The following is a 13,149-nucleotide window of genomic DNA, read 5'->3' as shown; positions in this document are numbered from 1 at the left end:
CAGCCGACGTACCCTGCGGACAAGTACCCTGCGGACAGTACCCTGCGGACAGCCCCAAGGGGACGGGCCGCGGTCATTCGACCGTGAACGTGATCGTGTGCCAGCCGGAGGACCCGTCCGGTGCCGGCGGCGCCTGGACGCCCGTCTGCTGCGTACCGTCGGCGTCGTAGGCGCGCACCCGCACCGTGTGGGTGCCGGGCCGGGCCCCGTGCCACAGATACGACCACTGCCGCCAGGTGTCCAGCGACGCCTCCGCGGCCACCATCGCCTCCTGCCAGCCGCCGTCGTCGATCTGCACCTCCACCCGCGAGATCCCGCGGTGTTGCGCCCAGGCCGTGCCGCCCATGGCGACGGTGCCGGCGGGCACACGGGCCAGGGCGCGTGGCACCTCCACGCGGGAGGCCGTCTTGACGGGCCCGTGCGAGGACCAGCCGCGCGAGGTCCAGTAGCCGGCCTTGTCGGCGAAGCGGGTCACCTCCAGATCCACCAGCCATTTGGTGGCGGAGACAAACCCGTACAGGCCCGGCACCACCAGCCGGACCGGGAACCCGTGCTCCAGCGGCAGGGGCTCGCCGTTCATGCCGATCGCCAGCAGCGCGTTGCGCCCGTCCTGAAGCACCGGCAGCGGGGTCGAGGCACTGAAGCCGTCTTGGCTGGTGGAAAGCACCATGTCGGCGCCGGGCAGCGGGTTCGCCCGGGCCAGCACCTCGCGGACCGGGTAGCCGAGCCATTTGGCGTTGCCGGCCAGATTGCCGCCCACCACGTTGGAGACGCAGGTCAGGGTCACGTACGCCTCCGTCAACGGCGCGGCCAGCAGGTCCCGGAACGACAGGGCCAGCTCGTGTTCGACCATGCCGTGCACGCGCAGCCTCCACCGGTCCGGATCGATCCCCGGCACGATCAGCGCCGTGTCGATGCGGTAGAAGTCCGGGTTGGGCGTGATGAACGGGGTCACGCCGGGCACGGGCGCCTGCACCCCGGCCGGCAGCGGCGGCGCGGGTGTCGCCGGGGCCGGCAGGTGCAGGGCCGCCCGAAGGGTCCGCGCGGTGTTCCGGACCGTCGACAAGGTCGCCGCCCCGGCGCCGAGCACGACGGCGGCACCGGCCATCGCGAGCGACGTCACCAGGAACGTGCGCCGGCCCGGACGCGACGGGGAATCGCCGGACGCCTGCCCTGTGGTGGCCGGCACTGAGGCTGCCTTTGACACCGGTGCCCGGCGGATCAACAGCCACAGCGCGGCCAGCCCGCACAGCGTCCCGATGACCAGCGGCACCAGGTCCGCCGGTGCGGCGGCGGCGCGGGTGATGACGCACGCGCCCATGACGACCGCGAACACCACCACCAGGGCCGCCCCGGCGGCGAACACGGCCCGGGCCAGGATGCCGGCCACGGCCGCGAGCACCCCGGCGGCGGCGACGAGGGACGCCAACAGCACGGTCTTGTCATTCGTGCCGAACGTGCTGATGGCGAAGTCCTTCAGCCAGTGCGGGGTGAAATCGATGAACGTCGAGCCTACCGACGTCAACGGCGAGGCGGCCGGGCCGAAGAATGCGGCCAGCAGTTCGGCCACCCCGAACAGGACGCCGGCGGCGATCACCCCGGACAAGGCCCCGGCGCCGATCGCGGCCACGCCCCGGGGGCGCCGGCGGGACGGGCGGAAGGTGGCGGGTGCGCTCATGGCTGGCTCCTTGGCGGGTGGACGTACGTAAATGTACTTCGGAGCCGTACGCACCCGCGGATTGGCCCCCTACAGTTTTTGCAGCACGATCGGCGCCGTGGTCGGCGCCTTCGACCCGCCGGCCGGCTCCACCGTGATGCCCACCTGCGTGGCCCCGTCCATCCGGCCCTGCAGCACCCGGGCGGCCGACCCCTGGGCGGCCTCGGGCAGCATGCCGGCCGGCACGGCCCCGGCGGCCGTGATGAACCACAGCTCGTAGGCCTTGCCCGCCGGAAGCGCCGGCATGCCACGGGCCAGCACGGCGGCCCGGTCCGCGGACACCGACCAGGCCACCGCCACGGTTCCGCCGCCGGGGACGTCCGCGGTGGACAGCCGGGCGTCGGCGGCGCCGAGGATCTCGGTGAATTCATGCTGCTGTGCCTGCGCCGCGCCCAATTGCTGTTCGAGCGTGCTGTTGCGGTTCGCCTGGCCGAGTACCCAGCCGCCGACGCCGCCGGCCGCGAGCACGACGACGGCGGCCGCGGCCAGCACGGCCGCCAGCCTGCGGCGACGTGGCGGCACCGGCCGGGCACCCGCCGTCGTCCATCCCCGCCGGGAGGCGCGCGGCACCGTGGCGTACCCAGTGTCCTTGGCGACGCCCGTGGCGGGCAGCTGGCGGGTGTTGCGGATCGCCGCCATGACGTCGGACTTCAGCTGCGGGGGCGGCGCCTGGGCGGGGGCGCCGGCGGCCAGCAGGGCCGCCGTCTCGCTGAGTTCGCGCACCTCCTGGCGGGTTTGCCCATCGCCCAGGGCGTGCCGTTCGAAGGCGGCCCGTTCGACGTCGTCGAGCGCGTTCAGGGCGTAGGCGCCGGTGAGCAGGTGCAACTGTTCATCCATCACGACACCTCCAATTTGTCCCTGAGTCTGATCATTCCATCCCGGATCCGCGTCTTCACGGTGCCGACGGGGATCTTCAGGATCTCCGCCACCTCCCGGTGTGTATAGCCGCCGTAGTAGGCCAACCGGATGGCCTCCCGCTGCGGTGCGGTCAGCGTCTCCAACGCCCGGCGCACGCGCTCGGCCTCCAGGGAGGCCTCGACCGTGTCGGCCACGTCGTCGTAGCTGTCCCGGTACTCCTTGACACCCTGGCGCAGGTCCCGGTCCGCTTGCGCCTGGCTGGCCCGGACCCGGTCCACGGCCCGACGGTGCGCCATGACCAGGATCCAGGAGACGGCCCGTCCACGGTCCGTGTCGAACCGCGCCGCCTGCCGCCACACCTCCACGAAGATTTCCTGGGTGACTTCCTCACTCTGCGCCGGATCCCGCACCACCCGGCGGACCAGCCCGAACACGCGCGGCGCCAGCGCGTCGTAGAGCGCCCCGAAGGCCGCCTCGTCGCCGAGGGCGACGAGGCGGACGAGGTCTTCGTGGGTGGGCGGCGCCGGGTCGGCGGCCCGCAGCCAGGGCACTCGCATGGGTTCCACCCTGCCACCCCCACTACCCACGATCCACCTCGACCACCCCCGTGTCGGCCACTTTCCCGTCTCCCGGTGCGCCTACTTGGCCGGCGGCATCAGGACGGTGTCGATCAGGTACACCGTCGCGTTGGCCGTCTTCACCCCGCCGCAGATGACCTTGGCGTTGTTCACCAGGAGGTTGTCGCCGCTGCCGGTGACGGTCACCGAGCCACCCTCGGCCGTCTTGTGCGTCCCGTCGACCATGGCCGGCGAGAGTTGGCCGGGCACCACGTGGTACGTCAGGATCGACGTGAGCGTCTTCGCATCCGTCTTCAACCCGTCGATGGTCGCCGCCGGGATCTTGGCGAACGCCGCATCGACCGGGGCGAACACGGTGAACTGGCCCGAGTTGAGCGTGTCCACCAGGTTGACGTTTTTGTTCAGCTTTCCGGACACGGCCGCGGTCAGCGTGGTCAGCAGCGGGTTGTGGGAGGCGGCCGTGGCCACCGGGTCCATCGCCATCCCCGCCACCGACCCGGCGCCCGCGGGCACCTTGGCCGCGTAGGCCGCGCAGCCCGGGCCCACGAGGTCGGACGCGTGCGCCATGGGTGCCGAACTGGTCGCCATGGGCGTTTCCGGCGTGGTCGCCGGCGCCCCGGCCGTGCCGGAACTGCAGGCGGCCAGGGCCAGTGCGGCCAGGGCGAGGATGCCGACACCGGCACCGGCTTTTCTTGACGTCGTCAACATGACTGGTACTCCCTAGCGTTGCGGCGGGCTCACGTCCGCCGTTTCATCCCCCACCGGTCGGTGGCGGCTGTCGGGAGTACTTCGGAGGCAGGCGCCCCAGCGGATTGGAGGCGGCAAGGATTATTTTCCATCGGTCCCCGGGCACCCCGAGGAATGCGGCGCGGCCGGGGACCTCGTCGTCACCAGCGGGGCCTGATCGGTCGTGCATGCCCGGCGGCCGGCCCGCGCGTCAGTCGTTCCGGCCCAGCACCACGTGGGAGCGGCTGTGGGTGAGGTAGTCGTCCGCCCAGGAGATGAGGGCGCTGACCCGCTGGCGGCCGCCCGAGAGCAGCACCACGTGCACCCCCAGCCAGGCCAGGAACGCCGGTGGACCCTGCATCTGGATGCGCTTGCGACCGATCTCCGCCACGGCGGCGCCCCGGCCCACCATGGCCATGTAGCCCTTGTCCCGGTAGGCGAAGGGTTGCCGCGTGCCACCGGTGAGGTCGGCCATGATGTTGCGGCCCGCCCACTTGCCCGCCTGCAGGGCGCAGGAGCCCAGCTGCGGAAGCTTCGCGCCGCGGGCATCGGTCATGTTCGCCGCGTCCCCCAGCACATAAACGCCCGGGACGCCGGGCACCGTCAGGTCCGTGTCCACGTCGATGCGGCCCCCGCGGCCTTGCGGGAGCCCGGACTGGGCCACGACGGCCCCCGCCTTCAGCCCGCCGGCCCAGACCACGATCTGGGCCGGCAGGTCGGTGCCGTCGGCAAACGTGACACTGTCCGGGCGGACCTCCGTCACACCCGAACCCAGCTTCAACTGGACGCCCACCTTGCGCAACCGGGAGGTGGTGTACGCCTGTGACTTGTCGGAGAAGGCGTTGAGGACCGTCGGCACCATATCGACCAGATGGACGCTGGAGGCGGCCGCCAATTCCGCGGAGAAGTACTTGGGGATGACGTACTTGAAGTTCTCGGCGATGGCGCCGGCGGTCTCCACGCCAGTGGGTCCGCCGCCGACCACGACGATCTTGAGGCCGCCGTCATCGCGCTGTGCCGCGTCCAGCGCCCGGATCATGTCGTTGCCCAGCCGGACCGCATCGGTCACGGAATACAACGGGTACGCGTGCTCCTCGGCGCCCGGGGTGTTGAAAAAGTTGGCCTCAGCGCCGGCAGCCAGGACCAGGATCTGCGCGCCGAACGTGTCGCCGTCGGCGGTGGTCACGGTGTGCGCGGCCACGTCCACCGCCGTGACCCGGGCGGTGAGCACCTTCGCGGACCGGTAGCGGTGGAACATGCCCCGGAACGTCCGGGTCACGTCGGAGACACCGATCTGGGCCGTGGCCACCTGGTAGAGCAGCGGCTGGAACTGGTGGTAGTTGTTCTGGTCGATCAACAGCACCCGCACGCCGTGGCGGCCCAGCTCCTTCACGGCCGCCATGCCGGCGAACCCACCGCCCACCACGATCACCTGGAATGACTTCTCCATCGGTTGCACCCCTCATCCGGTTGAAGGCCCCTGCCGTCCCGGACCCTGACGTTGGTTGTGCGTGCATCCTACTCCCGTCCTGGGGAGACGCGGTGGTGACTTGGTGCACGGTCGGGTGACATTTTGCCCCGCCCCGAGCCGCCGGCCGGTAACCGGCTCTAGAGTTGGATTGACCAGTATTCATCCGAAGTCGATGACGGTTCCGGTGGCGTGGCAGTCGCGGACCTCTCCCCCGGACGACGGGCGAATGGCCGAGAGGATGTGTGAAAGCCGTGGACGTCTCCGTGGTCCTCGAAACCGGGAAGAAGTTCGCCGTCGTCGAATCAACCACGGCCCCGGAGCTGCTGGATATTCCCGGGGTCGACCGGACCGACGGCCCGACGCCGGGCGCGTTTGAAGCCGTTTACTACGACACCCCCATGATGGACCTTGCCGCACGTCGGATCGTGCTTCGGTGCCGCACGGGAGGAGCCCATCCAGGGTGGCAGGTCAAGCTGCCAGCCGGGCCGGACGGGACACGAAAGGTCCATGCCGCGCAGGGCCGGCCAGGCACCGTACCCTGGGTGCTGGCCGACGAACTCCTCGTTCACACCCGCGGACATGACCTTATCCCGATCGCGACGACGACGACGCTCCGCAACACACGCAAAATATACGGGCAAGACGGCGTGCATTTGGCGGACTTCGTGGATGACCTGGTCAGCGCGCAGGCGCTCCAGCCCGCCCAGCCACCGGTCCGCTGGCGAGAATGGGAGATCAAACTCATCCACGGTACGGCCGGCTTCTTCGACGATGCCGGAGAGGCGCTCACCCAGACGGGCGCGCACCCCTCGGGACACGGCTCCAGGCTCGCACAAGCCCTCGGCGAGTCGTGGCCGCGCGCCCATGACACGTCGGTCGCCATCCCGCGAAAGGACGGGCCGGTATCCGAGGTGGTGATCGCCTACCTTGGCGAGCAGTTCAACGAACTTGTCCGGCTCGACCCCGGCGTCCGGCAGCAACTGCCGGACGCCCTCCACCGCTTCCGGGCCGCGACCCACCGGATCCGGTCGGTGCTCGAAACGTACCGGAAAACCTTCGACAACGACGCCGTCAAGCGCCTCACGGCAGAATTGAAATGGCTTGCCCGGATACTCGGCAAGACTCGCGACACCGAGGTCATCCGGGATCGCCTCGACCATGCGCGTCCAGACCCCGAGATTGCCTCGACGATCCTGCCGATCGAGCAAGAGCTCGGCACCCTGTACAACGCCGGCTACGAGTTGGTTCTCAAGGCACTGCATTCCCCGCGATACTTCCGGCTCCTGGATGACCTTGAATCCTTCCAAGATCACCCGCCGACCAGTCCTCGCGCCTCCCGGCCGGCCCGCGAAGTCAGCGCTGGGATCGTCAACAGGACGGTCAAGGAGCTGAACCACGCCCACAAGGCGCTGCGGCGTTCGGCTCGTCACAACTCCCACGACGCGGCACTTCACGGCGTCCGCAAAGCCGCCAGACGCCTGCGCCACGTCGCCGAGGCAGCCTCGACGGTCCACGGCAAGCGCGCCACCGAGCTGGCACGGACCGCCGAAACCATCCAGAAAATCCTCGGCGAACACCACGACAGCGTCATAGCGCAGTCAGTCCTCCGCCGCCACATCGACGACAAGACCCTGCCCAAGGGCACCAAACGGGCCTATCTCAAACTCCTGGCCGTAGAGGAACGGCGCGCGGCGGCCGCTGAAGCAGACTACTTCCGGGTCAGAAGGCATCTGGGCAAGACGCGGCTCAAACCCCGCTGACGCCACGGCGCACCGATCGGGTTCGAGCGTTCCGGGCGGCCGGCGGGCCTCCGGCGAAACTTGGCGCAATATTTCCTGTCCATTCTTACGCCTTTGGGGTCAGGCTAGGTAGATGAGCACAACACGCACATCGGTTCCCGTCTTGGACCTGTCCACCGCCCGCACCGCGGACGGCGCCTTCACCGCCGATTTCATCGCGGCGTTGCGCGACGCGGCGCACAACGTCGGCTTCTTCCAGGTCACGAACTATGGGGCGGCCGCAGGTCAGGTCCAGGAATTGCTGGACACGGTGGCCGGGTTCTTCCGCCTGCCGCTGGACCAGCGCCTGGAACTGGACAACCGCACGTCGGCGCAGTTTCGCGGCTACACCCGGCTTGGCAAGGAAATCACGCGCGGCCGCGCGGACTCGCGCGAGCAGATCGACTTCGGCCCCGACCGTGAACCGCTGGCGAACGTGCCGGCAGGACGGCCGTTCCTGCGCCTGCAGGGCCGGAACCAGTGGCCGGCCGGCTACCCGCAGCTGGAACGGGTCGCCATGCGGTGGGCCGCGCTCATGTCGCGGATCGGCGCGGACCTGCTCGCGGGCATCTGCGTCGGCCTGGGCCTGCCCCAGGACTACTTCGCCGAGCCGTTCGAGGGCACCCCGGCCTGGATGGGCAAGCTCGTCCACTACGTGGGCGGCCTGGTTCCCGAGGCCGGCAACCAGGGCGTCGGCTCGCACGCCGACTACGGGTTCGTGACACTGTTGCTGCAGGACATGGTCGGCGGCCTGGAGGTCCAGCCGCACGGCCAGCACGAGTGGATCTCCGTCGAACCGATCCCGGGGGCCCTGGTGGTGAACCTCGGCGAGATGCTGGAGGTGGCCACCAACGGCTATCTGATGGCCACCATCCACCGTGTCACCGCTCCCCCGGCCGGCGTGGACCGCTACTCGGTGCCGTTCTTCTGGTCCCCGCGCCTCGACGCGGTGATAGGCACCGTGCCGCTGCCGGCCGAGCTGGCCGCCGAGGCCCGCGGCGTCTCCGACGACCCGGACAACCCGATGCTCTCCTCCTACGGCGCCAATGTGCTCAAGGGCTGGGTGCGCGCCCACCCGGAGACCGCGAGGATCCACTACCCCGGCCTGGCCTCATAGTGACAGGCGCGGGCGGGACCCGTCTCCGTTAGAAGGGGTACTGCGCGTGGCCGCGCTGCTGAACGGTGATCCAGCGCAGTTCCGTGAAGGAGTTGATGCCGGCCTGGCCGCCAAACTTGCCGTAGCCGGAATTCTGGATCCCGCCGAACGGTGCCATCGGTTCATCCTGCACGGGCTGGTCATTCACGTGGGCGATGCCGGTGTGCAGGCGCTGGGCCACCTCGAGCCCCTCCTGCAGGTTCTCGCTGATGACGCCGGCCGTCAGCCCGTAGCGGGTCTTGTTGGCCAGGGCCACAGCCTCCCCGGGACCGTCCACCGGATGCACCGTGGTGGCGGAGCCGAAGATTTCCTCGTCGAAGATCCGCATGTCCTCGGTGATGTCGGTGAGGACGGTGGCCGGCACGAGCGCGTGCTCGAGCTTCCGCCCGCCGGTCCGAACTGTCGCGCCCTTGGCCACCGCGTCGTCGATCAGGCCGTACTGGCGGTCGGCGGAGCGCTGGTTCACTTGCGGGCCGATTACCGTCCCGGTGTCCGTCGGATCCCCTGTCGGCAGCGCGGCCACCTTCTGGGCAAACCGGGTGGTGAATTCCTCACAGATGCCGCGGTCCACAATCACCCGGTCCACGGACATGCAGATCTGCCCGGCGTTCATGAAGGCGCCGAAGGTGGCCGCCTGCACGGCATAGTCCAGGTCGGCGTCCTTGAGCACCACCAGGCTGTTCTTGCCACCCAGTTCCAGCACGGCCGGTTTCAGGTTCTGCGCGGCGAGGGTGCCGATGGTGCGTCCGACGGCGGTGGACCCGGTGAAGTTGACGCAGCGGACCCGTTCGTCGGAGATAAGGGTGGAGACGACGTCGGCGGCGTCCTCCCGGGCATTGGTGATCACATTCAGCACACCGGCCGGCAAGCCGGCGTCCAGCAGCGCGTCCGCCAGGAACAGCCCACAGGCCAGGGGCGCCTCCTCGCTGGGCTTCAACACGACCGTATTGCCCACCGCCAGCGGGACGGCGATCGCTCGAATGCCCAGGATGAACGGGGCATTCCACGGCGACAGCGCCGCCACCACCCCGTAGGGCCGGCGGACGGCCAGCGAGTACTTGCCCGGCAGGTCGGTGGCCAGCACCTCACCCTGCGGGGCCGTGGTGGCGGCCGCCGCCGAACGAAGGATATTGCCCGCCAGCGCCAGGTTGAACTCCGCCCAGGGTCGCACGCCGCCCACCTCCCGGGCCATCAACTGCACCCCGTGGTCGGTGCGTTCCTCCAGCAGGTCCGCCGCCTTGAGGAAAATTCGGGCGCGGGCCGTGGGGCTCGTGGCGGACCACCGTTCGAGGGCCGCCGCGGCGGCATCCACCGCCCGCGTCACATCCTCGGTACCGGCCGCCGCCACGGTGGCGTACGTGGCGCCCGTGTACGGATTGATGTCCCCGGTGGTTTTGCCGGAGGCGGCCGGGACATGTTCGCCGTCGATGATCAGGTCACGGGTGATGGCCATGGGAAACCTCCCGGTCGGGCCGCCCCGAAGGGAGCGGCCGGTTGTGGCGAGCGGAGGCGGCCGTGTCAGCCACCGCCACGCAACACAGTAGCCGTGGGGCTTGCCGATGATCAATCCGTTCAGGCGGGAAACTCCCGTTGACGGGAAAGCGGGCCCGGCCGAACCCTACGCCCCCGCCGGCACGGCGGTGTCCGGCACGACGGCGGCGGCCACCGCGGCGGCCACGGCCGGCGCGACCCGCGGGTCCAGCGGGCTGGGCACGATGTAGTCGGCCGACAGGTCCTCGGCCGCCAGTGCGGCGATCGCCCCGGCGGCGGCGAGCTTCATGGCCTGGGTGATCCGGGTGGCCCCGGCGTCCAGCGCCCCACGGAAGATCCCGGGGAAGGCGAGCACGTTGTTGATCTGGTTCGGGTAGTCGCTGCGGCCGGTGGCGACGACGGACGCGTAGGCGCGGGCCACCTCGGGCAGCACCTCCGGATCCGGGTTGGAGAGCGCGAAGACGATGGCGTCGTCGGCCATCGCCCGCAGCGTCTCCTGCGGCAGCTTCGCGGAGGAGACGCCGATGAAGACGTCCGCGCCGGCGAGCGCCTCGGCGGGCCCGCCGCGGCGGCCCTCCGGGTTGGTCCGGGCGGCCAGTTCCGCCTTCTTGCCGGACAGGCCGGCCCGCCCGGCATGCACGATGCCGCGCGAGTCCAGCAGCACCACATTGCCGATCCCGGACGCGAGCAGCATCTGGGCGCAGGCGATGCCGGCCGCTCCCGCCCCGGAGATCACCACGCGCAGACTCGCCAGTTCCTTGCCCGTCACCCGGGCGGCACCCAGCAGGGCCGCCAGGACCACGACGGCGGTGCCGTGCTGGTCGTCGTGCATCACCGGGCAGTCCAGGGCCTCGATCAGGCGTTCCTCGAGCTCGAAGCAACGCGGGGCCGAGATGTCCTCCAGGTTGACCGCGCCGAAGCTCGAGCGCAGCCGCACCAGGGTTTCGATGATCTCGTCGACGTCCGTGGTGTCCAGCACCAGCGGGATGGAATCCAGCCCACCGAACGTCTTGAACAGGGCGGACTTGCCCTCCATGACCGGCAGCGAAGCGCGCGGGCCGATGTCACCCAACCCCAGGACCGCGGTGCCGTCGCTGACGACGGCCACGAGCCGGCTGGTCCAGGTGTGGCTGCGCACCAGCGCCGGGTCCTGGTGGATGGCCCGGCTGACCTGGGCCACGCCCGGGGTGTAGGCGATGGAGAGGTCCCGCAGCGTATTCAGCGGAACCGACGTGCCGACGGAGAGTTTGCCGCCCTCGTGGGCGGTGAAAATCTCCTCCTCGGTGAGCGCGATGCTGACGGGGGCGGGGATGGTTGATTCGTGTGACACTGGGGGTCTCCTGCTGCACGGCCGATATGTGGGCGGCGAGGGCGTCAAGACCGGTTTTGGCCGACCGACGGCGGCTGCCGGGCCGATGATGGATGGCGGCAGTGCCTCGCTGTTCCGGGTCGCCGCTCGTACGTCGGTGGACGATGCAGTGCGAACAGGATGGTGCAATTCCTAGGGTGGGTCCATCGTACGGGGAATCGCAGGGCAAGTGCGAAATTTCGGTGGCGCGGTGGCGACATATTCCCGGCTGACTTCTGCAATGATGCACGACGGCGGCACCTCTGGAGATGGCTGGGCGGGCGTACGCTGGAATCGTCTGAACTGCAACCGCGTGCTGCGCCCGACCCACTGGAGTAGTCATGGAATCCTATGAGGCACTGCTGGCCTCGATTACGCCGTCAACCGGCCAGACCCGCACCATCCTCGACCCGGCCACCGGGCAGAAGGTGGGCGACTCCCCGGTGCACGGCACGGAAGACCTGGAGCGCGCCATCACGGCCGCCTCGGCCGCACAGCCTGCCTGGGCCGCTCTCGGCCACGAGGCCCGCAGCGCGGCCCTGCTTCGGGCGGCGGACGCCATCGACGGCTCGGCCGAGGCGTTGGCCCGGCTGCTGTCCCGGGAACAGGGCAAGCCACTGAACGGGCCCAACGCCCGATTCGAGGTCGGCGCCTGCTCAAGCTGGCTGCGCGCCACGGCGACGACGCCGCTGGACCCGGAGGTCGTCGTCGACGACGGCGAGACCCACGCCGAAATCCACTACCGCCCCATCGGCATCGTGGGCGCGATCGGCCCGTGGAACTGGCCCATGATGATCACGATGTGGCAGATCGCCCCCGCCCTGCGCATGGGCAACGCCGTCGTCGTCAAGCCCTCCGAATACACCCCGCTGAGCGTGCTGGCCCTGGCCGCCGTGGTGAACCGGGAACTCCCCGAAGGCCTTCTCACGGTGGTTTGCGGGGGGCGCGAGGTTGGCGCACGGCTCACGGAACACCCGGCCATCGGCAAGATCATGTTCACCGGGTCCACGGCCACGGGCAAGGCGATCATCAAGTCCTCCGCCGCCACCGTGAAGCGGCTGACCCTGGAGCTGGGCGGCAATGACGCCGGCATCGTCCTGCCCGACGCCGATCCGCAAGCCATCGCCGAGGGCCTGTTCTGGGGAGCCTTCATCAATACGGGCCAGACGTGCGCCGCGCTGAAGCGGCTCTACGTCCACGAGGACATCTACGACGCCGTCTGCGACGCCCTGGCGACCGTCGCCGCGGCCACGCCCATGGGCGTCGGGCTTGATGAGGCGAACGTGCTCGGTCCGCTCCAGAACAAGCAGCAGTTCGACATCGTGGCCAGGTTGGTGGACGCCGCCCGGGACTCCGGCGCCCGTATCCTGCTCGGCGGCGACCCGGACCCCGGCCAGCCCGGCTACTTCTACCCCACCACGCTGGTGGCGGACATCGACAACGACAACCCGCTGGTCGCCGAGGAGCAATTCGGCCCCGCGCTGCCGATCATCCGGTACGGCACGGTGGACGAGGCCGTCACCATGGCGAACGGCCTCAACGTCGGTCTCGGGGCATCCGTGTGGTCGGCCGACCCGGCCGAGGCCCGGAAGGTCGCCGCGCGGATCGAGGCCGGCACGGTGTGGATCAACTCGCATGGCGGCGTCCACCCGATGATTCCGTTCGGCGGTGCCAAGGAGTCCGGCTACGGTCTGGAATTCGGAGTGGAGGGCCTCAAGTCCCTCGGCGTTCCGCAGGTCATCAACGGCTGAACGGGGCCGCGGGGTGTGACGCTGCCGGGATCGGGGCGTTGATTGTGGGCGCCCGGGGCGGGGGCTACCATCAGGTGCCATGAAGCCATTGAGAGTGCTCCTCCTGCCCGGCAGCGTGCTCCCTGCGGAGCTTGCCTACGGTGCCCTGCTGGCGTCCCTGGGCCCCGGTATCGACGCCGTCGCCAAGGATCTTGAGGTGTATGCAGAGGCCCAACCGCCCGCCGGCTACACCCTGGACACCNTAGCTCAGGCTCGCTCGGTGTATGCCCGGAGTT

Annotated in this window: 10 protein-coding genes; 3 read left to right on the top strand and 7 right to left on the bottom strand. The window is 70.1% G+C overall.

Annotated features, from left to right (window positions below; genetic code table 11):
* Positions 1–73 precede the first annotated feature (73 nt).
* The 5 genes from EJC77_RS08700 to EJC77_RS08680 all read right to left on the bottom strand — a co-directional run bounded on the left by EJC77_RS08700 (position 74) and on the right by EJC77_RS08680 (position 5,329).
* Complete coding sequence (locus EJC77_RS08700; protein WP_125611673.1) at positions 74–1,678, bottom strand: molybdopterin-dependent oxidoreductase; 1,605 nt, start codon at positions 1,676–1,678, stop codon at positions 74–76.
* A 69-nt stretch (positions 1,679–1,747) separates the two neighbouring features.
* Positions 1,748–2,554 carry an anti-sigma factor gene (locus EJC77_RS08695; protein ID WP_125611671.1) on the bottom strand — a complete coding sequence of 269 codons (807 nt, stop codon included), beginning with the start codon at positions 2,552–2,554 and terminating at the stop codon, positions 1,748–1,750.
* Positions 2,554–3,132 carry an ECF RNA polymerase sigma factor SigK gene (gene sigK / locus EJC77_RS08690; protein WP_125611669.1) on the bottom strand — a complete coding sequence of 193 codons (579 nt, stop codon included), beginning with the start codon at positions 3,130–3,132 and terminating at the stop codon, positions 2,554–2,556. Before sigK ends, EJC77_RS08695 begins: the two co-directional genes overlap by 1 nt.
* Positions 3,133–3,213: 81 nt before the next feature.
* Positions 3,214–3,861 carry a fasciclin domain-containing protein gene (locus EJC77_RS08685; protein WP_125611667.1) on the bottom strand — a complete coding sequence of 216 codons (648 nt, stop codon included), beginning with the start codon at positions 3,859–3,861 and terminating at the stop codon, positions 3,214–3,216.
* Between the two features lie 229 nt (positions 3,862–4,090).
* The gene (locus EJC77_RS08680; protein WP_125611665.1) at positions 4,091–5,329 is read right to left on the bottom strand and encodes an NAD(P)/FAD-dependent oxidoreductase; all 1,239 of its coding nucleotides are present in this window, start codon (positions 5,327–5,329) and stop codon (positions 4,091–4,093) included.
* Positions 5,330–5,613: 284 nt separating this feature from the next.
* Between EJC77_RS08680 and EJC77_RS08675 the strand changes: the two genes are divergently transcribed.
* Both EJC77_RS08675 and EJC77_RS08670 read left to right on the top strand, forming a co-directional pair.
* Complete coding sequence (locus EJC77_RS08675; protein ID WP_125611663.1) at positions 5,614–7,110, top strand: CYTH and CHAD domain-containing protein; 1,497 nt, start codon at positions 5,614–5,616, stop codon at positions 7,108–7,110.
* Positions 7,111–7,222: 112 nt separating this feature from the next.
* A complete protein-coding gene (locus tag EJC77_RS08670) occupies positions 7,223–8,245 on the top strand; it encodes an isopenicillin N synthase family dioxygenase (protein ID WP_125611661.1) in 1,023 nt (340 codons plus the stop codon).
* 28 nt (positions 8,246–8,273) lie between these two features.
* On the opposite strand, the gene EJC77_RS08665 is transcribed toward EJC77_RS08670, so the two are convergent.
* Together EJC77_RS08665 and EJC77_RS08660 are read right to left on the bottom strand one after the other, a co-directional pair.
* On the bottom strand, positions 8,274–9,737 hold the full coding sequence (locus EJC77_RS08665; protein WP_125611659.1) for an aldehyde dehydrogenase family protein: 1,464 nt from the start codon (positions 9,735–9,737) through the stop codon (positions 8,274–8,276).
* 165 nt (positions 9,738–9,902) lie between these two features.
* Complete coding sequence (locus tag EJC77_RS08660) at positions 9,903–11,105, bottom strand: NAD(P)-dependent malic enzyme (RefSeq protein WP_125611657.1); 1,203 nt, start codon at positions 11,103–11,105, stop codon at positions 9,903–9,905.
* Between the two features lie 359 nt (positions 11,106–11,464).
* On the opposite strand from EJC77_RS08660, the gene EJC77_RS08655 reads away from it, so the two are divergent.
* A complete protein-coding gene (locus EJC77_RS08655) occupies positions 11,465–12,874 on the top strand; it encodes an aldehyde dehydrogenase family protein (protein WP_125611655.1) in 1,410 nt (469 codons plus the stop codon).
* Positions 12,875–13,149: the final 275 nt, after the last annotated feature.

Origin of the sequence: Specibacter cremeus (assembly GCF_003946885.1) — a bacterium.
Taxonomy (GTDB): domain Bacteria; phylum Actinomycetota; class Actinomycetes; order Actinomycetales; family Micrococcaceae; genus Specibacter; species Specibacter cremeus.
Note: the sequence above shows the minus strand (reverse complement) of the source record. Positions and strands in the feature narration are given on the sequence as shown.

What these genes read in the sequence shown, in the direction of transcription:
- EJC77_RS08700 (WP_125611673.1), bottom strand. Translation starts at nt 1,678, where the DNA reads ATGAGCGCACCCGCCACCTTCCGCCCGTCCCGCCGGCGCCCCCGGGGC.
- EJC77_RS08695 (WP_125611671.1), bottom strand. Translation starts at nt 2,554, where the DNA reads ATGGATGAACAGTTGCACCTGCTCACCGGCGCCTACGCCCTGAACGCG.
- sigK (WP_125611669.1), bottom strand. Translation starts at nt 3,132, where the DNA reads ATGCGAGTGCCCTGGCTGCGGGCCGCCGACCCGGCGCCGCCCACCCAC.
- EJC77_RS08685 (WP_125611667.1), bottom strand. Translation starts at nt 3,861, where the DNA reads ATGTTGACGACGTCAAGAAAAGCCGGTGCCGGTGTCGGCATCCTCGCC.
- EJC77_RS08680 (WP_125611665.1), bottom strand. Translation starts at nt 5,329, where the DNA reads ATGGAGAAGTCATTCCAGGTGATCGTGGTGGGCGGTGGGTTCGCCGGC.
- EJC77_RS08670 (WP_125611661.1), top strand. Translation starts at nt 7,223, where the DNA reads ATGAGCACAACACGCACATCGGTTCCCGTCTTGGACCTGTCCACCGCC.
- EJC77_RS08665 (WP_125611659.1), bottom strand. Translation starts at nt 9,737, where the DNA reads ATGGCCATCACCCGTGACCTGATCATCGACGGCGAACATGTCCCGGCC.
- EJC77_RS08655 (WP_125611655.1), top strand. Translation starts at nt 11,465, where the DNA reads ATGGAATCCTATGAGGCACTGCTGGCCTCGATTACGCCGTCAACCGGC.